We start from the raw sequence: 19,984 nt of genomic DNA, 5'->3' as shown, positions 1-19,984 counted from the left end.
CGGTTCGGCCGGACCACGTGACGATAATGGTGTACGTGACGAACGAGGATGCGGTGAGCGGCGGCGACCCCGCAGACCTGGGCGACATCCAGCGTCAGCACTGGCAGTCGACCTATCGAGCCAACCCCGAAATGTACGGCGACGAACCCTCGGCACCCGCGATACAGGCCGCGCAGATCTTCGGCGCGGCCGACGTGCGCGCGATTCTCGAACTGGGCGCAGGCCACGGGCGGGACGCCCTGCATTTCGCCCGTGTTGGATTCAGCGTGCACGCAACCGATTTCAGCGACGTCGGACTCCACCAGTTGCGCGAGCGCGCCGACAGCGAAGCCGTCGAGGGGCTGACCACCGGGATCATCGACGTCCGTGCGCCACTGCCACTCCCCGACGCGTCGTTCGACGCGGTGTATGCCCACATGCTGCTGTGCATGGCACTGTCGAGCGAGGAGATCGTCGCCCTCGTCCGCGAGATTCACCGTGTGCTACGTCCGCGGGGTACCTTCTTCTACACGGTGCGCCACACCGGCGACCCGCACTACGGCGCCGGCATCGATCACGGTGACGACATCTTCGAACACGGCGGGTTCGCGGTGCACTTCTTTTCACGCGCTTTCGTCGACGAACTCGCCGAAGGCTGGGACCTGCGGCAGATCGATGAGTTCGAAGAAGGAGCCTTGCCGCGGAGGTTGTGGAGCGTGGTTCAGACCCGACGCTGAGCCTTTTCGCCACCGAGGCCAGCTCGATCACCGATGCGCCCGACCGGACGTCTTACACCACAGGATGCTCGTCCGGCCGGGTCGGCGACGCGCCGAACGCCAGGTCGCTCCCCCGGCTCGCGATGGTGATATTGCCGCCGACACTCGCCTGATTGATCAGGACGTCGGCGGTAGTGTTCGGCGCCTCGTCGGCCCGGGTGAGGAAGGCTGCCAGCACGCGCCCGACCGGGTACAGGTGCGGGATGGTCAGAAGCAGAAGCACCAACCGCACCAGGGCGCTGATGGATTCACCCAGCTCGTAGAAGGGCAAGGTGGGCACCAGAACACTGAGCAGGACATACGTCAGCAATGGGCGAACGTGGGATACGTCTTCGCGATCAGCGGTCCTACCCTTCGGATTCAGTTCGACATCGCCCTCGTCGTTGTGGCCGAAGAGCTGCGGCGCCGACGCCGTCGGACCCGCGACGAGGAAACCGAAGCTCACCGACTGGCGACGCTCCAGATGCGCCACAACCCAACGCTGATCACCGACCGTCTGACCGGCGAGCGGCGCCTCTTCGATCCCGTACTCCAGCGGCGGATCACCGAGTACGTAAGCCTCCAGAATCTGGCAGCGCGCGGGATAGCTGAACCTCAGGTACTCGTCTTTCACGACCAGATGGCCGGTGTTCTCGACCCGGCACGTGACCTCGTAGACCTGGCCTTCCACCGGCAAGCCGCCGAACTGTACGGATACCTTCTGCGCCAGCTTCTGCGGGACGTCGGCCATCGTCGAACCGACGTTCATGCTGTAGGTCAGGCGCTTGACCTTCTTGCGATCGCGAAGCTGATCCGCGACTTCCTTGAGTACGAATCCGACGATCACAGCCACCACGGCGATGATGGCGCGCCACCAATTGTCGCTCAGGACAACCTCATCGGCTGCGATTACCACTGTGTCTCCCCGGTGCAGATGTTCCCGATCGATGTGGTGACGACTCAGGTGTACATCATTGCCAGTCGGAGCGCCGTTCGAGCACGTTTCCGAATTCGAATTGCCCCCTGCCGCAAACCTCCTGGCAGCGTTGCCTGGTTCGACCGGTCCACCGCCGCCACCCGACGGTCCCGCGACGGTGCTCGTGATGACGTAGTCACGGACGTGGCCGGTAGGGTTCCCACAGGAACGGCGAGAGGGGAGTCGACATATGAGCTATCCATATGGGCCGCATCGGTGTGCTGTGGTCGATCGGCGGCTTGCTACTGATGTCTCGCAAATCCGCGGGCCGCATCATGCTCATCTTGCTGGCCTGCATCGGCGGCGTCAGCAGCCTGTACTCCGGCATTGCCAGTCTCGATTCCCAAGTGCCCGCGGCCGCGATCGGCAGTTTCATCGGTCTGGGGGTGGCGGCCCTCGTCCTCGGACTCACGATGGCCAGTTCCACCACCCGCTGGCTGGCGACAGCACCTGGACGTCTCAGACCGTACGGTCCGCGCGCTCCATATGGCCAACCCCCGTACGGTCAACCGGGTCCACCGCCGGTGTACCCCGGCCCGCCCCACGGTCAGCCGCAATACCCGCCGCATTACTGATCTCGCCGTAGCGGGTCGAAAGTGCCGGTAATTCGGTGGCCTGCCGCACCGATGCCGCCGGTAATTGCCTGAAATCACCACACCCGTTTTCGGCCGGACGCTGGCCGCGCAATGTCAACGGATCACGCGGGCACGTCCAGCGAGGGGCAGGCGGCCTTGTATTCGATTGTCGGCGATACCCACTCGTCCCATTCGGCTCGGCTCATGTTGGTGGTGAGCCTGTTGCACAGTTCGTCGCGCCATCTGCTTGGGCCGGGCCAAAGCCTCCACCCGTCGTCTCCGCGGGACACGATATGGTTGCCGTCAGCGGTGAACTCCAAACTGGTTACCAGACCCGTGTGGCCGAACATTGGGCTGCCGACGGGCCGGCCGGTCTTGGCTTCGCGCAGCTGTATTGCTGATGTACGCCTGCCTGCCGAAACGACGTAGGTGCCGTCGGGGCTGAACGCGACGCGACTTTCATTTCCACTGCCTGCGATGTCGATCCACGGTTCGCCGACCGGCCGCCCGGTGGCCACATCGTGCAGGCGCAGCTCTCCAGTCGTACGGACCAGGATGCGTTGGCCGTCCGGGCTGATCGCGGCGGCGGAGATCGGCAGTTCGTCTTCGCCTTCCATTAGGTCCACCAAGCGGCCGCCGCGTCCGGTAACGGGTGGGCCGGCAGGCGCGCCGGTGTCGGTGTCCCATACCCGGACAGCGGACGATGTCAATTCGTATGAGCTGGCGAAGATATTGCCTGTCTCCATTATCGTGCTGTCGTCGCCGGAGGCGGTATGCACTGGCGCCACGGTGATCAGCCGGTGCCCGTCGGCGCTGAATCCCACGGCGGCCACGAAGTCTTCTTCGCCGTGCAGCGCTCTGCCGTGGGGTGGGCTCGTTGCGACATCCCAGAGCCAGGGATCGAAGCCAATGGAAGCGATGTGCTGCCCGTCCGGGCTGAAGAACAGACCTGGGATGGTGTCGGTGGGGCCGGTGAGGGGCGGGCCATATGGCTCACCGGTCTGCGCATCCCAGATCCGGACCGTATTGACCTTACCGTCGGCGGACGCGATCGCCCGCCCATCCGGTCTCCATGCCAGGGCGGAGACAGGTCCGACGTGGCCGGTCGAAATCGTTCGGATGAGCGCGCGGGTGTCAATCCGCCACAACGCGATGTCGGATTCGTTGTCCGCGTCACGTGTCGCGGCGATGCGCCCGTCGGGACTGACCACCGCGGGCACGGACCGGACAAAGGCGAGGCCTGGCAATCTCTTTCCGATGGGTTGATCGGGCTCGGCTGCCCACACGTGGATCGCATTGCCGCCGCCGCTGATGATCCGCGTGCCATCGCCGCTGTAGACCACCTTCACGGCGTCGGTGTCACCGCTCAATGGTGGCCCGACCGCCGCCCCGGTGTCGGCGTCGCGCACGACGATTTTGCCATCGGAGGTCCCGATGGCGACGCGTCGCCCGTCGGGGCTGAACGCCAAGTCGCGTCCCGCATAGCCGAATTCGGTCAGCCCGTCGACGACCGGCCTGCCCGTGGCCGCGTCGGTGATGCGCAGCTGCGACGCGTCCACAGGTGTGCCGGTGCCCTTGGCTGAGGGCTCCGAATCCGCCGGGTTGCCCGCGACCAAAGAGCTCATCGAGGCGACGCGCCGGCCGTCGGGGCTGAAGTCCACAAAGACGACCGGGCCCTTGTGCGAAGGCAGCGGCGGGTCCGCCGGCTGGTGGCTGTCGACATGCCACAGTCGGACCACACCGTCTGCCCCGCCCGTGGCCAGCTGGGATCCGTCCGGGCTGAAGGCGACCGCAGATACCCAGCCGTCGTGTCCGCGGATCGGCTCGCCCATCCGCTCGCCGGTCGCCACGTTCCACAGCCGGGCTGTGCCATCACGGTTCCCCGTGGCGAGCAGGGCACCATCGCGGCTGAAGGCCACACTCAAGGCGTCGTCGAGTCGACCGGTTAGCACGTGCACGGCTGCACCGGTATTCGCGTCCCAAATGCGCACGGTCTTGTCCTCCCCGGCCGAAACGATCCAGCGCCCGTCCCTGCTGTACTGGGCGGCCCAAACCTTCCCCGTGTGCCCGGCCGGCGGATCTCCGACCGGCTTGCCGGATTCGAGGTCCCACCTGCGGATGAGGCCGTCATCCCCGGCCGAAAGGATTTGTCGGCCATCGGGACTGATCGCGATACTGGTGACGTCCGACGGTGTCGCAATGATCTTCTCCAAACGTCGGGCATCGATCAGCGTGTTCAGCAGGGCATCCGGGTCTGATCGGGGAGCCAGCGCCTCGGCGGCGAGCATCTGCTGGATCGCGCGCCGATCGCCGCCGAGCCGGGTTCCATCGAGCATCGCCCGCGACTCCACGACGAGCTTGGCCGCGATCGCCCGCTGGGCTTCCTGGCGGGCACCCTGCTCGGCGTCCCTCGCTTGTTCGAAGCTGATGCCGGCAACGACCGCGACGAGGACGATCACGGCCAGCAGCGCCGCCAGCACTTGCGAGCGGCGCCGCAGCGAGCGCGCGTGCGCTTCCGCCGCCGACTTCGCGTCTTCCAGCTTGCGATTCGCGCGCCGCCGCGAGTTGAGCAGGAACTCACCGGCGGAGTTGAGGCGCGCCCCGAATCCTGGACGCGCACTGAGCGTTTCGGCCCCATCCAAGCGCGCGCCGTCGAGCAGCCAGTCGTCGTGGCGGCCGCTTCGCACCCACGCGACGACGGCCCGCTCGACCGCGTCGGCGTCGCGGAGGTCCGACGCTTCGGTCCGTAACCAGTTCGCCAGCTCCTCCCACTGATGCAGCAGACTCTCCAACGCCACTTCGACGACGACCTGGCCGTCACGCTCGCCCTTGACCATGAGCCGCCGACCGACGAAAGCGTTCAGCAGCGCATGACTGTCCTCCGGTAGATCGGCCCAGCGCGCGATACGGCGCATCGGTTGATCGGTGTCCGAATTCACCGTCGCCAGCCAGGGAACGAAGGCATCGTGCAACCGGTCCAGCTGCTCGCGGCGCTCCGATGGATCCGCCGACAGCAGGTTGTCGATTTCGTTCTGCACTACTCGCCGCATGCCGCCGGTCGCCTCGTAGCGGTCGACGGTGACGGCATCACCGCTGCCGGCGTAGTCCTCGTAGAGCCGCGACAGGATCAACGCCAACAGCGGCAACGTGTCGGCGCCGCCGGAGGATTCCTGGGCTAGCCGGTCGACGAGCTCCGGGGAAAGCGTGAAGCTGGATCCCGACTCGGCAGCACGCCGGGCGGGCCCACAAATGATCTCGGTGAACTGAGCCTGCGGCATCGCTTTCAACCGGTCGAACAGGTGACTCTGGACGGTCGACAGCTGCGGTGCGGTCTGCAGCGGCTCGTATTGATCCGAGCGAATCGTGGCGACCACGATCATGTCCAAATCGGAGTCGCTCAGCAGTCGGCCGAGCAGCGCCAGAAACGTCGGCCCCTCTTCTCCCGCGTCGACTCCGAACAACTCCTCGGCCTGGTCGACCGGGAGTACGAGTGTCGGGGACCGTTCCGACGCCGGCATTTCGAGCAATCGGTCGTGCGCGGCCGCAACGGCTTCGACCAGCCACCCCCGCACCCTTTCCGAATCCGATATCGCGTTCTTGACGTCGCCGAAGCTCGGCGCCTGCAGACCGACGTCGACTCGCAGGCGGTGAATCGCGCGAGCCAGACCGGTGTCGCCGGTCAGTGCGCGACGTTCCGGGCGCACCACGCCCAATGTCAGGAAACGTCGGTCGTCGCGTCGCATACGGGGCAACAGTCCCGCCCGCAGAAAGGATGATTTCCCGACCCCGGACGGGCCCAGGATGACAAACATCTGTTCCTGACCGGCGCCGCGCATATCACGAAGTTCATCGAGAGCATGCGCGATCTGCGCGTCACGTCCGAAATAGACCGCCGCATCGACTGACTCCAGCGGCTGCCAACCCCGGTACGGTGAGCGGTCCGCATCCCCCGGCGGCGGCCAGGCGAAGCTGAATGCACCGACTCCGACATCTCTCAGCCCGGCCAGCAGCCGACGCAGGCCGTCACTGGCCAACCGCACCGGCGGTTCCTCGTCGACCGGTATCTCTGTCCACGGACCCGCCCCGAAGAGGTCACAGCTTTGCCAGGCGCGGGTCACATCCCTTTCGTCGAGTTCCTCGAGTCGGGCGCAGAAGACGGGTTTGCCCATGCCTTCGGCCTGACGGAACTCGGCGTGGCATTCCTTCGACGCCACCCAACCTTTCGACACCAGGCAGATCACCGCCTCGCAGCGCGCGTTCACCTGCCACAGCGCTTCCGTCCAGCGCCTCCCCGTACGGATACCGGTTTCGGGATCCAGATCGAGATAAATCTCGCCGGCCAACCCCGGCTCGGCTTGCTCGAGCCAACGCTTCAACGCGATCGCATGGCGATTGTCCCGGCTCGAATGACTTAGAAAGACGCGCGACATCTGGTCACACAACGTTCAGACCCGATGAGCCCACGAGCCACTATCGTCAACCCCGCGGTCGCATCTGGCTTCCGACACACCGTCGGTGTGGCCATATTGCCTCCTTGCGGAACGAAGGAACCTGGTGCCGGGCAGTAACTTCCATTTTGGGCCGACACACCACTCGATGAACGAGTAGTCCCATACTCGTTTCTGCGAGCGGCCATCCGGGCTGGCACTTCTACCTGGTAGATATGGCGCTGCCCAGCAGCAACGTGCGCTGAGGCGCACTGCTCGTAGGATGACCTGACCGCATCCGCGACCGGCCGCTGCTCTCAACTTCGTCGGTCGACCCGATACGGCGTCCCTGGGCGTGCAGCTCGAGGCGCATCGCCACACGCCTTGTCGTCGGGGGTAGGCGGCGAACGCCGCCGCGCATACCCTTACCGCTTGGAAGAGCGCTGTTCTAGATCGAAACTCTCGTGAAAAACAAAAACCTGCTGGTCAGCGGGGGTTTGTGGGGCGGGCGGGGCTCGAACCCGCGACCAATGGATTATGAGTCCACGGCTCTAACCGACTGAGCTACCGCCCCGCATGCGCGGTGGAACCGCGACTGTCAGGGATGCTACCGGGCGTGGCGGGGCGGGCACCAGTTGACTCCCCGGCGGCTGGGCAGGTAGACGCTCACACGCGGGGTTTCGTGCGGCGTTCCGCTGCCGGCGTCCACTAGTGTGGGCCGAAACCGAAACTTACTGGAGGGTCAGATATGGCCAGTGTGTTCGCGAATGTGCTGCGGGTTCATCAGTGGGTGTACGAGAACAGCGGTGGGCTGGTCGGCCACAAGCTGCTGTTCGGCAATCCGACCCTGCTGTTGCGGACGGTGGGGCGGAAGTCCGGTCAGGAACGGATCTCGGCGTTGACCTACGGGCGGGACGGCGAGGCGTACTTGGTGACCGCATCGAACGGCGGCTCGCCGCGCCCGCCGGGGTGGCTGGCGAATGTGAAGGCGACGCCCGAGTGTGAGATTCAAGTCGGGCGGCGCCGGGTGAAAGTGGTTGCACAAGCGACGTATCCGGATGATGCGGACTACGCACGACGGTGGGCGATCGTCGACAAAGTGAACAAGGGCCGCTACAGCGCCTATCAAAAGATGACCAAACGGCCCATCGCAGTGGTGGTTTTGACGCAGACCAAGTGAACCGTCAGTCGCCGCCGTCTCCCCACTGACCCTTGTCCACCGGCACGCGGTCGTCCCATCGGCTCTCCATTGTCGGTGGGCGACTTGCGAATTGGACAACGGCGAAAACGAGGAAGAGGACGACGGCGACAACACCGATAACGATCAGAGTTTGCACGGCAGGCACATTAGCGCTGTCTCAGACCGATCGCACACAATGCCGGACAAGTCACAATGTGAGCAGCGTTCGTCCGAGAGATTTCCTGGATTCGATTGCGGCATGGGCACTGTCGGCGTCTTCGAGGGAGAAGGTCTGACCGATCACGACCTCGATGTCACCGGCGACGACGGCCGCCTGGATGCGGCGCGAGAGCGCGTTCCAGTCGATGTCGGCGCCGGTGAGGTCGAACAGGCCGAGCACGGCGATATCGCGCGCGGCCAGCGCGTCGCGGTCCAGTGCGGCGAAATCGCCTGCCGCGGCGCCATATCCGAGGAATCGGCCGTGATCGGCGATGGTCTCGGCGGCCGCCGCGCCGAGCTCACCGCCCGCGCCGTCGAGCACGATGTTCACCCCGGCTCCGTCGGTCGCGGCGCGCGCCTTGGCGGTCCAGTCCGGTTCGGAATAGTCGACGGCGGCGTGCGCGCCCAGCCGCTCGGCGAGCTCGAGTTTGGCGTGCCCGCGGGCCGCCGCGACGACGTATGCGCCTGCGGCGCGGGCCAATTGGATGAGCAGCGTGCCGAGGCCGCCGCCCGCCGCGGTGACGAGGACCCACTCCCCCGGCTGGATGGCGGCGCGGTCGAACACGGCGAGCGCGGTCCGGCCGTCGTGGGTGAGCGCGACGGCCTGCGTCAGCGAAAGCCCTTCCGGCACTTCGATGAGAGTCTCCGCCTTGGCGAGCGCCTTCTCGGCATAGCCGCCGATGGGCTGTCCGCCGCCGATTCCGCTCGCGGCGGTGCTGGTGGCGACGCGCTTGCCGAGCCACGACGGATCGACGTCCGCGCCCACCTCCACGACCACGCCGGAGATCGCCCCGCCCGGCACGTAAGGGGTTTCGATCTCGAAGTACTCGCTTCCCCAACCCGAGCGCAGCCGGGTGTCGAGGAACATCACGTCGGCCGCCGCGACTCGGACGACCACCTGCCCGGAACCTGGGGTGGGATCGGGTACTTCGCGCACCGCGAGTACCTCCGGTCCACCGAATTCCCTTGCCTGCACAGCTCGCATCACTGACCTCCTGATCACATCTGGTCGAACAGCGCCAAGCATGAAACCTGAAGTCCAGTCGAGGTCAAGAGCCGGGGAGTCAGATCACTCGCGCGGCCGGTAGTGCATGACGCGTGGTTCAGGAGCCGCCGCCGCAACTGCTGCCACCGCCGCAGCTGCTGCTACTCCCTCCGCCGCAGCTGCTGCTTCCCCCACCACAGCTGCTGCTTCCCCCGCCGCAACTGCCCCCGCCGCACCCGCTGTCGCCGCCGCTGCCGCCCGAACAGCTACTCCCCGAGTCGCCGCCACCGCACCCGCTCCCGTGCCTGCGGTGTCCCATCCCGGCGCCGCCCGCGAACCAGGGCCCCTGGCTGCGGTTCGGCGGCCACCCCGGCTGCCGCGGGGGCGTGCTGACCGCCTTGACCAGCGCCACCACCAACACCACGACGGCACACACAATCAGCAGGGTCAGGATGAGACTCAGGACAATGAGCGCAGCCGTCATGACGGAATGGTAGCGGCGCGCGGCCGTACAGTGAATCGTGCAGTTTTTCCGTTCCCGACAGCGCCTCCGCCGCCAGGTCGACCTGCGCGACGTCGAGCAGGCCGTGGCCGAGCTGGAACTCTCCGAGGCCGTCTTCAAGACGTGCCCGTGGCAGCCGCGCGAGCTGGTGGAGACCGGTCTGCGTCAGTGGCTGCGCTGCTGCGGCGCGGCGATGCGCGACGGCCAGGTCATCGGCATGCCCTCGCACGCGGTGGACGAGGCCTGGCACGGCCTGATTCTGTGCACGGAGCGCTACGCCGCGTTCTGCACGGCCGCTTACGGCCGCTTCCTGCACCACTATCCGGACGGTGACGCGCCGCCGCGCAAGCTCGTGGCGCACGGCTCGATGGCCGAACAGCTGGGCCGCACGGTGGTGGCCTGGTCGATGGTCGCGCGACCGGACGAGACCTGCGTGCTGTGGGATCTCGACAGCAAGGTCGGGGTCGCCCACCCGTGGGGCATCGACGCCCGGCGCGTCGCGGCGATCGAGGCCGAGCTGCACCGGGCGTCGACGGACCCTAGGTGAGCTTCACCCGCGCCGCGAGGAACCGCACCACCGCGGGCGCGAAGCGGTTGAACTGGTACTGCAACCGCGCCTCCGGGGTGACCGGCACGATGCTGCGGTCGCGCCGGACGGCACGCACGATCTGATCGGCGACCTTGTCCGGCGTGTAGCGGCGCATCCGGTACAGGTTGTCGTACTTGGCCTGCTTGCGCTTCTCCTCCTCGGCGCTGAGGCCCGAAAAGGTAGTGGTGGCAACGATATTGGTGTGCACGATGCCCGGGCAGATGGTGTGCACCGAGATACCGCGGCCCGCCAGCTCGGCGCGCAGGCAGTCGGAGAACATGAACACCGCCGACTTGCTGGTCGAGTACGCACTGAACCCCTGCTGCGGGCCGTAGGCGGCCATGCTGGACAGATTGACGATGTGTCCGCCGAGGCCGCGCTCGGCCATGGCGGCGCCGAAGGCGCGACAGCCGTTCACCACGCCGCCGAGGTTGATCCGCAGCACACGATCGAACTCCGCCGAGGGCGTGTCGAAGAACCCGCCCGCCTGGCCGATGCCCGCGTTGTTTATCAAGATGTCGGGCACGCCGTGCGCGGCGATCACCTCGGCCGCGTGCGAGGTCACCGCGGCCTCGTCGGAGACGTCGAGCCGATAGGCGTGCGCCACACCGTTTTCCGCGGCGATCAGCTCGGCGGTCTGCTTCGCCGCGTCCAGATTGATGTCCGACAGCACGATCTCGGCGCCGAGCCGGGCGAACGCCAGCGCCGTCTCCCGGCCGATCCCGCTGCCACCGCCGGTGATCACCACCAGCTGGTCGTCGAACTCTTTTCGGGTCCGGTCGGTTTCGGCACGGCGCAGACCGCGCGGTGCCGCGCCGCCGTCGAGGGTGTCGATCAGCTCGGTGGTGGCGGTGGCCAGCAATTCGGGGTGCGAGAACGGCATCCAGTGCCCGGCGGGCACGTCCCGTCGCCACAGTCGCGAGACCCACTTGCGTTCGTCGTCGTAACCCGCGGGGCGCACCGCCACATCGCGGCCCGCCACGATCAGCTGAACCGGCACCTCGGTGCGCCGCTCGCGCGGGGCGAGCATCCGCTGCACGATGTTCGCGCGATAGATGAGCAGACCGTCGACGATGTCGCGCCGGAAGGTCGGGGCGAGGGTGACGGTCGACGTGGGCGTGCCGTTCATCAGGGAAACCGCACGCTGCCAACGCTCTTCGGTACCGAATGCGCCGAAGGCGGCCCGCGGCAATCCCGGAGTCATGAAGAAGGCCGTGTACGCCGAGGAAAGCAGCTGGGTGAACGGCTGCCACACGTTGCGCGGGGTGGGCCGGGAGAGCCTGGCGCGCACCCACTTTCCGATGTGGTCGAGATTCGGGCCGGACACGGAGGTGAACGACGCGATCCGGGCGGTGGCGCGCGGTTCGCACACCGCCTCCCACACCTGGACCGAACCCCAGTCGTGGGCGAGCACGTGCACCGGCGCGTCCGGGCTCACCGCGTCGGCGACGGCGAAGAAGTCGGCTGCGAGCGCGTCCAGCCGGAAGTCGGCGGTCCGCCGGGTGCGGGTGGACCGGCCGTGCCCGCGGGTGTCGTAGGTGACGACGTGGAACCGCCGCGCCAGCAGCGGCACCACGGCGCTCCAGAGGTGGTGGGTGTCCGGCCAGCCGTGCACGAGCACCACGGTCGGGGCCGCGGGATCGCCGTATTCGTAGACGGCGAGCTCGAATTCACCGTTGCGCACGATCCGTTCGGTCACTTCCGAGTCGATATCCGTAGTCATCGACGTCTCCTGTTCTGGTCGGAGGGGTCTTCACTACAGGTCGAGCACGAGACGCCCTCGATCGCAGCGCGATACGCAGGCCAGCATCTCGCCGTCCGCGCGCTCGTCCTCGGTGAGCACGGTGTCGCGATGGTCCGGCTCACCGGCCAGTACGCGCACCTTGCAGGTTCGGCAGAAACCCTGCCGACACGAATACGGTTGATCAGGACGGGATTTCAGGAGGGTGGCCAGCGCCGACTCGTCGGCGGGCACCTGGAGCACCTCCCCGGTGGAGGCGAGCTGGATCTCGAACGGCCGCCCGTTCACCACGGGCGGCGGCGAGAAACGCTCGGAATGCAGTTCCACGCCGCGCATCCGGCGCACCGCGTCGGCGACGGTGTCGGTCATCGGCACCGGGCCGCAGCAGTAGACCGCGGTGCCCGTGGTGACGCCGGGCAGCAGCGCGGCCGCGTCCGGCAGTCCGTGTTCGTCGTCGGTGCGCACGGTGACGCGGTCGCCGAACGTCTCGATCTCGTCGAGGAACGGGATGGTCTCGCGACTGCGGCCGACGTACACCATGGACCAGTCGAGTCCGAGCCGCACGGCCAGCCGCGCCATCGGCAGGATCGGGGTGATTCCGATGCCGCCGGCGACGAAGTGCAGATGCACCGCGGGCGAACCGTAGCCGGGCACCGCGAACGGGAAGGCGTTGCGCGGACCGCGCACCACGATCGGGCTACCGACAGGCAAGGCGTCGTGCACCTCGACCGAACCGCCGCCACCATCCGGGATGCGGCGCACCGCGACCCGATAGGCACGAGTGTCCGCAGGGTCGCCGCACAGCGAGTACTGCCGCAGCTTGCCGGAGGGCAACTCGAGATCCAGGTGCGCGCCAGGCCGCCACGCGGGCAGTTCGCGCCCGTCCGGCGCCTCGAGCCGCAGGCTCACCACGTCCTGGTCGTGCGCCTCGACCCGGCGCTCGGTGACGACCAGCGCGAGCCTGCGGTCGTCGACCTTCGGGCTCAGATCCCGCCGGTTGACCAGCGTGGCCCAGCGCAACCGGGCCGTCGCCAGCGCGTCGAACACCCGCACCGCGCGGTCCCGATCACGCTTGCCGAACAGATCGGCGGGTAGCCGCTCCGGGATGACCCGCGGGCTCACGAGGCGACCGCGCGCGCCGCGGGCGACGTGGCCAGGTACGCCACCGCCTGGGCGGTGGAGCCGACCGTCTCCGGGTTGTAGCCGGGCTTGAACGTGGACAGCGCACTCCACAGCAGCGAGGGTACGCCGGGCAGTGAGCCGCGCCACATGGCGCCGAAAACGCGCTTGATCAGCCGCGGGTATCCGAGATCGGGCAGCGCGGGGTCCTGCTGGACCATGAACTTGGTGCCGCGGACGACCAGCGAGACGAAGATCGGGAACACCAGCACCATCAGCGCCGACCTGCGGACGTACCCCGCGCCGAAATACACCGCCACGTCGTGGGCGACATGCCGGTGCTCGACTTCCTCCGCGCCGTGCCACCGGAACAGGTCGGCCACCCGCGGGTCCGCGCCGAACTTCTCCAGGTCGGCGTTGAGCACCCAGTCGCCGAGGAAGGCGAAGAAGTGCTCGAGGCAGGCGATGAAGGCCAGCCGCTCGACCATGATCTGGCGCTGCGCGATGCCCTCGACGTCCGTGGGCCCGAGCGTCTTGCGGAACAGGTATTCGGCCTGGCGCACATAGGGCTCCGGGTCGATGCCGTTCGCCGAGAGCACCTCGTGCAGCACCTTGTCGTGAGTCTCGGCGTGCATCGATTCCTGGCCGATGAAGCCGAGCATCGCCTCGCGGAGCTTCTCGTCCTTGACGTAGGGCAAGGCCTCGGCGTAGGCGGCGCAGAACATGCGCTCGCCCTCGGGGAGCAGCAGGTTCAGCGAATTGATCAGGTGCGAGGCGATCGGCTCCTCCGGCATCCAGTGCAGCGGAGTGTCGGCCCAATCGAACTGGACATTGCGCGCGTTGAGCGCCACCTCGCCCGGATCGGTGTCCGGCCGCCGGTGAGCCCTGCGAAGTAGCTTCATCGGTACTCCCTCGATCCTCATACGTGCACCTCGGCAGCGAATCGGCATGGGTCAGCGCCGGTTCCTGCGCGGGTGTAGCAACGATCATACACGTATATGGAACTAGCGGTAACACACATAGGGAGCGTCAATCGAGCCCGAAATTAGAACACGTTCTAGTAGGCTTCGGCTATGGAACGATTGACCGGATTGGATGCCAGTTTCCTCTATCTCGAGACCGGGACCCAGCATCTACACGTCTGCGCGCTGCTCATCCTGGACCCGGCGGCCGACGGCGCGCGCTACTCCTTCGACTCCTTCAAGGCCGAGCTGGGCCGCCGAGTACCCCTGATCCCGCAGATGCGGCGGCGACTACACGAAGTGCCGTTCAACCTGGACCATCCGGTCTGGGTGGAGGACCCCGACTTCGATCTCGACTACCACATCCGGCGCATCGGCATCCCGAGTCCGGGCGGCAGGAGCGAGCTGGCCGAACTGGTCGGCGACATCGCCAGCAGGCCGATGGACCGCGACCGGCCGCTGTGGCAGATGAACGTGGTCGAAGGCGTCGACGGCGACAAGGTCGCGGTGATCTGCAAGTACCACCACGCCGCCGTGGACGGCATCACCGGCACGAACATGATGATGCACCTGTGCGACATGGAACCGGGCGTGACCCGACCGGAGCCGACGGAGGAATGGCGGCCCGAGTCCGCGCCGAACGACTTGAAGCTGTTCGCGGAGGCGGCTGTTCGACTGCCGGGCAAGATGGGCATCGTCGGCATGGTGCCCAAGACCGTCGGCATGCTCGCCGGTTTCGCGCAGCGGCGGCGAAACAACCAGGCGGGCATGGCGATTCCGCTCACCGCGCCGCGCACCCCGTTCAACAAGGCGATCACCCCGCACCGCGCGGTGGCCTTCGCCGAAGCGGATCTGGCCGACATCAAGGAGATCAAGACCGCCTTCGACGTGAAGGTCAACGACGTTGTGCTGACCGTCGTCGGCGGCGTGCTGCGCGCCTATCTGGACAAGCACGACGAGCTGCCCGATCGCTCGCTCATCGCCTCGGTGCCGGTCTCGGTGCACGAATCCTCGCGGCACACCGAGGGAATCAACAAAGTCTCCTCGCTCTTCTCCGAGCTCGGCACCGACATCGCCGACCCGGTCGAGCGGCTGCGCGCGGTGGCCGCGGCGAATCGGAACGCCAAGGACGAACACGATCTGATCGGCGCCGACTTCCTGCAGGATTGGTCGAAGTACGCCCCGCCCAACACCTTCCAGCTCGCCGCGCGGGTGTACTCGTCGCTGAAGCTGGCCGAACATCATCCGGTGGTGCACAACCTCGTGGTCTCGAACGTGCCGGGCCCGCCGATGCCGCTGTACTTCTTGGGCATCAAGGTGGACGCGATGTATCCGTTCGGGCCGGTCTTCCACGGGGCAGGGCTCACCGTCACGGTGCTGTCCAACAACGGCGATCTCGACATCGGATTCATCGCCTGCAAGGAGCTCGTGCCCGATCTCGCCACGATGGCCGATGCGGTGCCGGGCATCATCGACGAATTGCGCACCGCGGCACGCGAAGTGGAGTAATCCCCATGCCGCCCTGTTCGCCACCGACGCCGAACAGGGTCTCCCGCAGCGATTTTCGCCGGGTCACTGCCGCGCGGCAACGGCAGCGCAGCCGTCGAGCAGCGCGGGAACGAAACGCTCCGCGCCGAAGACACAGCCCGTATGTCCCGTCCCGGCCAGGTGAATGGTCGCGCCGGGAATCATCGTCGCCATCTCCAGCTGCCGATACACCGGAATCGCCCGGTCGCGGGTCGTGATGACCACCGCCGTCGGCGCCGAAATCGCGCCGAGCCAGGCCGACGCGTCGAACCGTCCCACCTCCGCGATCACCTGAGCCAGCGCCCAGCCGCTCGTGCTGCGGAATTCCTCCAGCGCCCAGCGCTCGAAACCGCCTGGCGGCCAGGTATGTTCCGGCAGTTCGGACAACCTGCTCGCGAATGCGTCGAGGCGCCGCAGCGAATACGGGCCGATGGCATCGGCGAAAGCGCCGAACACCTGATGGAACGCCCGCTCGCGCCACTTCTCCCGGAATCGATACGGCGTCGCGCACAGCACCAGCCCGCCCACGCGGTCCGGATGACGGTGGGCCGCCGTCAACGCGACCACGCCGCCGAGCGAATAGCCTGCGCAGAGGGGCCGCTCGACGTTCATGGCGTCGGCGACCGCCAGCACGTCGTCGGCGCAGTCGCGCACCGAGAAGTGCGGGGACTTGATGCCGCGCCCGTGCCAGCGCTGGTCGAACAGGATCACCCGGTAGCGCTCGGCTAGCGCAGCCAGCGCGGGAAACCAGGTGAGGTAGGCGGTGCTCGCGGTGCCGTGCAGCAGGATCACGGTCGGCGCGCCCTCTGGCCCCGGCATGTCGACCACGTAGGTGCGTCCCCTGCCCGCCAACTCGACCACGCGGCCGCCGGGCACCTCGGCGATGTCGGGAACGCCCGCGCGGCGGATCCACCGTCGGATCCGGTCGGGATTCGCCATCCTCGGACCTCCTCCGGGCGACAATACTGGAACACGTTCCATTCGATGATGCCACAGCGTTACGGACCGGTCTGTGCTGCGCGGCGGATTCTTCGCCTCGCGGACCCGCTGAACTATGCGGATGTTATGTAACGTGTTCACGTCGGCTACCGCCGACGCTTTTCCGCGACGGACGGAGGTACCGCAATGGGGCGGCTGACCGGCAAGGTGGCCTTGATCAGCGGTGGAGCCCGCGGCATGGGCGCCGCGCACGCCAAGAAGTTCGTGGCCGAGGACGCGCGCGTCGTGCTCGGAGACGTCCTCGACGACGAGGGCAAGGCGCTGGCCGAGGAACTCGGCGACTACGCCGTCTATGTGCACCTCGACGTCCGGGAGAAGGCGGACTGGCAGGCCTCCGCCGCCGAAGCCGTGCAGCGGTTCGGCGCGCTGAACGTCCTGGTGAACAATGCCGGGATCGTCAACGGGAACCTGCTGGTGGACTTCGCGCTGGAGGAATGGCAGCGCATTATCGACATCAACCTGACCGGCACCTTCCTCGGCATGCAGGCGGCGACTCCCGCGATGATCGAGGCGGGCGGCGGCTCCATCGTCAACATCTCCTCCGTGGAGGGCATGCGCGGCAGCCCCGGCCTGCACGGTTACACCGCGACCAAGTTCGCCGTCCGGGGTCTGACGAAATCGACCGCGCTGGAGTTGGCGCAGCACGGGATTCGGGTGAACTCGGTGCATCCAGGCTTGATCAGCACGCCGATGACCGAGGGCATTCCGGCGGATTTCCTCCAGATCCCACTGGGGCGGGCGGCGGATCCGGAGGAGGTGTCGAATTTGGTGACGTATCTGGCGAGTGATGAATCGTCGTATTCGACGGGGGCCGAGTTCGTCATCGATGGGGGGTTGACGGTGGGGGTTCCGCACAAGACGTTCTAGTCGAAGCGCCTGGTCGGGTCCTCAGCGGGACCGGTCGGGTGGCCGCGCTCCCGTTGTCGCCCGTTGGCACCTCGGCAGCGGTCATACCGGCCGTCACCTAATGCGGCGCCCTCGGGCGGCACGCGACGACGTGGCACCGGGCACCGGGCACACACCGGCAATCACCCCTCGGCCGCATCCGCCAGCGGCCCCGGCGACCCACACCCGGGACAGTTACGCCTCAGCGGGGGCGATGATCTCGAGCAGGATTCGTTGGCGGCCACGCACCGCAGTCACCCAGCGACGGCAACCGCCAACGGCCCGCACCCGGAGGTAGTCACGAGATCTCCTGTCCTGTCGCGCTTCCCACGCACCTCAGCTGGAGAGCAGCAGTCCCGTAGCTAGGGCGAACATCACCAGCGCGATCGCCGAATCCAGTACTCGCCAAGCCGTCGGGCGGGTGAACAGCGGTCCCAGGAGGCGGGCGCCGAAGCCGAGTGTGACGAACCACAGGATGCTGGCGAGCATCGCGCCCGCGCCGAGGAACCAGCGGTCGGGCGGTGCGTAGGTGTTGGCGAAGGAGCCGAGCAGCAGGACCGTGTCCAGGTAGACGTGCGGATTCAGCCAGGTCAGCGCCAGGCAGGTGAGGACGGTCGCGCCGAGCGCCACCGACGCGCCCGCACCGTCGGGGGTGAGCGAGCCGCCGGACAGCACGCGCCGCGCGGCGAGCGCGCCGTAGCCGATGAGGAACGCCGCACCCGCGTAGCGCACCGCGGTCACCACCGAGGGCAGCGATTCCACCAGGGCCCCGAAACCGGCGATGCCCGCGGCGATCAGCACGATGTCCGACAGTGCGCACACCGCGACCACCGCGGCGACGTGCTGACCGCGCACGCCTTGACGCAGCACAAAGGCGTTCTGCGCGCCGATCGCGACGATCAGCGACAGCCCGAAGCCCAGACCGGAGAGTGCGGCGAAGCCCGCCGAGGAAACCGTCACGTTCATCGACGCTAAGTCCGCGCCATCCAACCAGACAAGCTAAAGATTCTGAAGCATCATTAGACTTTCTCAACATGGATCTGCAGCTCGACCAGCTCAGGGCGCTCAACGCGGCGGTCACCGAAGGGACCTTCGAGGCCGCCGCCCGCAGTCTCCGCGTCACACCATCGGCGGTCAGCCAGCGCATCAAGGCGCTCGAAGACGCCGCGGGTCGCATTCTGCTGCAACGCACGAAACCGGTGCGCGCCACCGAATCCGGGCTCGCCGTGCTGCGCCTCGCCCGCCAGATCGACCTGCTCACCGGCGACACCGCCCGCGAACTCGGCGACGCCGACCACCCGGTCGACCGCCCGATCCGCCTACCCATCGCGGTCAACGCCGACTCCCTGGAGACCTGGGTCATGCCCGCTCTCAGCGAGGCGCCGCCCGGCGTGTGCTTCGAGATCCATCGCGAAGACGAGGAGCACACCACCGCGCTGCTGCGCGACGGCACCGTCATGGCGGCCATCACCGCCACCGCGAAGCCGGTGCAGGGCTGCAAGGTCGACAAGCTCGGCGCCATGCGATATCGCCCGATGGCCAGCCCGGCGTTCGCCCGCACCTGGTTCGCCGACGGGCCCACCGCCAAGGCCTACGCCGCCGCACCCGTCGTCCTGTTCGACCGCAAGGACGACCTCCAAGATCGCCACCTCCGCCGCCGCACCCGCCAGCCGATCGACCCGCCCCGCCACTATGTCCCCTCGTCCACCGCCTTCGGCACGGCAGTCCGCCTCGGCCTGGGCTGGGGCATGCTGCCAGATCTACAGACCGCCGACGACTCACCGACGAGTTTGGTTCCGATAGACGAGGATTCGTACATCGACGTGCCGCTGTACTGGCAGCAGTGGAAGTTGCATTCGCCCGCGTTGAGCGCGGTCGCCGGGGCGATCGCAGAGGCGGCCGCCGCGGCGTTGCGGTGAGCCGGTCGGGTATGTGCGTGCTGAGGGGCGGGCGCGCAGTGCTGGGTCGTCGAGGGCAGAGCTTTCCGGCGCGTCGAACTGAGCTATCGGCAGGTTGTACCGAGTGCTGAGATATCAGCGGCGCCGCTCATCGAGTGCGCGCCACGGCGTCATCGAGAGCGCTTGCGCACGTACAGTTCCTGGCTCGTGCGGGCGACGAGTTCGCCGTCGGGACCGACGAGCTCGGCGGAGTGGTTGGTACGGGAGACACCGTCCGACTCCAGGTTTCGACGGATCATCGCCATGTCCTCGGGGGGCATCTGCATCGTCACGCGCACCAACCCGCGGCCGGGGCGGACGAATTCCGTTGTGGCCGTGGTATTCCAGACCCAGTGTCCGTCACCCAGCTGCCACAGGGCCATCAGACCGAAGAACGGGTCGGTCATCATGGACAAGATGCCGCCGAACGCCACGCCGGCGTGGTTCTTGTTCCAGCCGCTCACCTTGTGCCGCACGGTGATACTGGACCAATCATCGGCCACGTGCTCGATGCGGATACCGCCCATCAGGAAGACCGGGTACGCGTTCGTCATCAGCCGAAACTGCCCGGCCGACAACTTCCGCAAAGTATTCGCCATGACCATGTGTTCCCCCTTGGTTGCGCGA

The 19,984-nt window shown here is 67.4% G+C and carries 16 protein-coding genes and 1 tRNA gene; 7 read left to right on the top strand and 10 right to left on the bottom strand.

The window, feature by feature from the left end; all coding sequences use genetic code 11:
* Nucleotides 1-35 precede the first annotated feature (35 nt).
* Nucleotides 36-716, top strand: coding sequence for a class I SAM-dependent methyltransferase (locus ACRWNM_RS02575; RefSeq protein ID WP_431963022.1), 681 nt, complete (start codon nucleotides 36-38; stop codon nucleotides 714-716).
* 52 nt (nucleotides 717-768) lie between these two features.
* Here the strand turns inward: ACRWNM_RS02575 and ACRWNM_RS02570 are convergent, their stop codons facing one another.
* The gene (locus tag ACRWNM_RS02570; RefSeq protein ID WP_431963020.1) at nucleotides 769-1,650 is read right to left on the bottom strand and encodes a hypothetical protein; all 882 of its coding nucleotides are present in this window, start codon (nucleotides 1,648-1,650) and stop codon (nucleotides 769-771) included.
* Nucleotides 1,651-1,913: 263 nt separating this feature from the next.
* Between ACRWNM_RS02570 and ACRWNM_RS02565 the strand changes: the two genes are divergently transcribed.
* Complete coding sequence (locus ACRWNM_RS02565) at nucleotides 1,914-2,285, top strand: hypothetical protein (protein ID WP_431963018.1); 372 nt, start codon at nucleotides 1,914-1,916, stop codon at nucleotides 2,283-2,285.
* A gap of 122 nt (nucleotides 2,286-2,407) precedes the next feature.
* Here ACRWNM_RS02565 and ACRWNM_RS02560 read toward each other — a convergent pair whose 3' ends face one another.
* Both ACRWNM_RS02560 and ACRWNM_RS02555 read right to left on the bottom strand, forming a co-directional pair.
* Nucleotides 2,408-6,715, bottom strand: coding sequence for a TIR domain-containing protein (locus ACRWNM_RS02560; RefSeq protein ID WP_431963016.1), 4,308 nt, complete (start codon nucleotides 6,713-6,715; stop codon nucleotides 2,408-2,410).
* 497 nt (nucleotides 6,716-7,212) lie between these two features.
* Nucleotides 7,213-7,286: transfer RNA gene (locus ACRWNM_RS02555), tRNA-Ile, on the bottom strand.
* Between the two features lie 174 nt (nucleotides 7,287-7,460).
* On the opposite strand from ACRWNM_RS02555, the gene ACRWNM_RS02550 reads away from it, so the two are divergent.
* Entirely contained in the window at nucleotides 7,461-7,892 is a 432-nt protein-coding gene (locus tag ACRWNM_RS02550) for a nitroreductase/quinone reductase family protein (RefSeq protein ID WP_431963014.1), read from the top strand.
* 208 nt (nucleotides 7,893-8,100) lie between these two features.
* Here ACRWNM_RS02550 and ACRWNM_RS02545 read toward each other — a convergent pair whose 3' ends face one another.
* The gene (locus ACRWNM_RS02545) at nucleotides 8,101-9,096 is read right to left on the bottom strand and encodes a zinc-binding dehydrogenase (protein ID WP_431963012.1); all 996 of its coding nucleotides are present in this window, start codon (nucleotides 9,094-9,096) and stop codon (nucleotides 8,101-8,103) included.
* Nucleotides 9,097-9,617: 521 nt separating this feature from the next.
* Here ACRWNM_RS02545 and ACRWNM_RS02540 point away from each other — a divergent pair.
* Nucleotides 9,618-10,145 carry a hypothetical protein gene (locus ACRWNM_RS02540; protein ID WP_431963010.1) on the top strand — a complete coding sequence of 176 codons (528 nt, stop codon included), beginning with the start codon at nucleotides 9,618-9,620 and terminating at the stop codon, nucleotides 10,143-10,145.
* On the opposite strand, the gene ACRWNM_RS02535 is transcribed toward ACRWNM_RS02540, so the two are convergent.
* From ACRWNM_RS02535 to ACRWNM_RS02525, 3 genes are read right to left on the bottom strand one after another with little or no spacing between them, the layout of a single operon-like run.
* Nucleotides 10,138-11,910, bottom strand: coding sequence for an SDR family oxidoreductase (locus ACRWNM_RS02535; RefSeq protein WP_431963008.1), 1,773 nt, complete (start codon nucleotides 11,908-11,910; stop codon nucleotides 10,138-10,140). The two genes, ACRWNM_RS02540 and ACRWNM_RS02535, sit on opposite strands and share 8 nt — an antisense overlap.
* 33 nt (nucleotides 11,911-11,943) lie before the next feature.
* A complete protein-coding gene (locus ACRWNM_RS02530; protein WP_431963006.1) occupies nucleotides 11,944-13,050 on the bottom strand; it encodes a PDR/VanB family oxidoreductase in 1,107 nt (368 codons plus the stop codon).
* Entirely contained in the window at nucleotides 13,047-13,949 is a 903-nt protein-coding gene (locus ACRWNM_RS02525) for a metal-dependent hydrolase (RefSeq protein WP_431963004.1), read from the bottom strand. The genes ACRWNM_RS02530 and ACRWNM_RS02525 overlap by 4 nt, the downstream gene beginning before the upstream one ends.
* Before the next feature lie 171 nt (nucleotides 13,950-14,120).
* Between ACRWNM_RS02525 and ACRWNM_RS02520 the strand changes: the two genes are divergently transcribed.
* Nucleotides 14,121-15,518: a WS/DGAT/MGAT family O-acyltransferase gene (locus ACRWNM_RS02520; RefSeq protein WP_431963002.1), complete on the top strand. Its 1,398-nt coding sequence runs from the start codon at nucleotides 14,121-14,123 to the stop codon at nucleotides 15,516-15,518.
* Between the two features lie 63 nt (nucleotides 15,519-15,581).
* Here ACRWNM_RS02520 and ACRWNM_RS02515 read toward each other — a convergent pair whose 3' ends face one another.
* Entirely contained in the window at nucleotides 15,582-16,475 is an 894-nt protein-coding gene (locus ACRWNM_RS02515) for an alpha/beta fold hydrolase (RefSeq protein ID WP_431963000.1), read from the bottom strand.
* A 186-nt stretch (nucleotides 16,476-16,661) separates the two neighbouring features.
* Between ACRWNM_RS02515 and ACRWNM_RS02510 the strand changes: the two genes are divergently transcribed.
* The gene (locus tag ACRWNM_RS02510) at nucleotides 16,662-17,402 is read left to right on the top strand and encodes a glucose 1-dehydrogenase (protein ID WP_431962998.1); all 741 of its coding nucleotides are present in this window, start codon (nucleotides 16,662-16,664) and stop codon (nucleotides 17,400-17,402) included.
* A 354-nt stretch (nucleotides 17,403-17,756) separates the two neighbouring features.
* On the opposite strand, the gene ACRWNM_RS02505 is transcribed toward ACRWNM_RS02510, so the two are convergent.
* Nucleotides 17,757-18,380, bottom strand: a complete 624-nt coding sequence (locus ACRWNM_RS02505) for a LysE/ArgO family amino acid transporter (RefSeq protein ID WP_431962996.1) — start codon at nucleotides 18,378-18,380, stop codon at nucleotides 17,757-17,759.
* 74 nt (nucleotides 18,381-18,454) lie between these two features.
* On the opposite strand from ACRWNM_RS02505, the gene ACRWNM_RS02500 reads away from it, so the two are divergent.
* Nucleotides 18,455-19,339 (top strand): LysR family transcriptional regulator ArgP, encoded by an 885-nt coding sequence (locus tag ACRWNM_RS02500; RefSeq protein WP_431962994.1) that lies wholly within the window; start codon nucleotides 18,455-18,457, stop codon nucleotides 19,337-19,339.
* A gap of 149 nt (nucleotides 19,340-19,488) precedes the next feature.
* Here ACRWNM_RS02500 and ACRWNM_RS02495 read toward each other — a convergent pair whose 3' ends face one another.
* Nucleotides 19,489-19,911 carry a PaaI family thioesterase gene (locus ACRWNM_RS02495; protein WP_431962992.1) on the bottom strand — a complete coding sequence of 141 codons (423 nt, stop codon included), beginning with the start codon at nucleotides 19,909-19,911 and terminating at the stop codon, nucleotides 19,489-19,491.
* Nucleotides 19,912-19,984: the final 73 nt, after the last annotated feature.

Origin of the sequence: Nocardia sp. bgisy134 (genome assembly GCF_965341865.1) — a bacterium.
GTDB lineage: Bacteria > Actinomycetota > Actinomycetes > Mycobacteriales > Mycobacteriaceae > Nocardia.
Note: the sequence above shows the minus strand (reverse complement) of the source record. Positions and strands in the feature narration are given on the sequence as shown.

Bases quoted from the DNA above. Each gene is read 5' to 3' on its own strand.
- ACRWNM_RS02525 (WP_431963004.1), bottom strand. From the start codon at position 13,949: ATGAAGCTACTTCGCAGGGCTCACCGGCGGCCGGACACCGATCCGGGC.
- ACRWNM_RS02560 (WP_431963016.1), bottom strand. From the start codon at position 6,715: ATGTCGCGCGTCTTTCTAAGTCATTCGAGCCGGGACAATCGCCATGCG.
- ACRWNM_RS02500 (WP_431962994.1), top strand. From the start codon at position 18,455: ATGGATCTGCAGCTCGACCAGCTCAGGGCGCTCAACGCGGCGGTCACC.
- ACRWNM_RS02495 (WP_431962992.1), bottom strand. From the start codon at position 19,911: ATGACGAACGCGTACCCGGTCTTCCTGATGGGCGGTATCCGCATCGAG.
- ACRWNM_RS02545 (WP_431963012.1), bottom strand. From the start codon at position 9,096: ATGCGAGCTGTGCAGGCAAGGGAATTCGGTGGACCGGAGGTACTCGCG.
- ACRWNM_RS02535 (WP_431963008.1), bottom strand. From the start codon at position 11,910: ATGACTACGGATATCGACTCGGAAGTGACCGAACGGATCGTGCGCAAC.
- ACRWNM_RS02565 (WP_431963018.1), top strand. From the start codon at position 1,914: ATGGGCCGCATCGGTGTGCTGTGGTCGATCGGCGGCTTGCTACTGATG.
- ACRWNM_RS02550 (WP_431963014.1), top strand. From the start codon at position 7,461: ATGGCCAGTGTGTTCGCGAATGTGCTGCGGGTTCATCAGTGGGTGTAC.
- ACRWNM_RS02515 (WP_431963000.1), bottom strand. From the start codon at position 16,475: ATGGCGAATCCCGACCGGATCCGACGGTGGATCCGCCGCGCGGGCGTT.
- ACRWNM_RS02510 (WP_431962998.1), top strand. From the start codon at position 16,662: ATGGGGCGGCTGACCGGCAAGGTGGCCTTGATCAGCGGTGGAGCCCGC.
- ACRWNM_RS02520 (WP_431963002.1), top strand. From the start codon at position 14,121: ATGGAACGATTGACCGGATTGGATGCCAGTTTCCTCTATCTCGAGACC.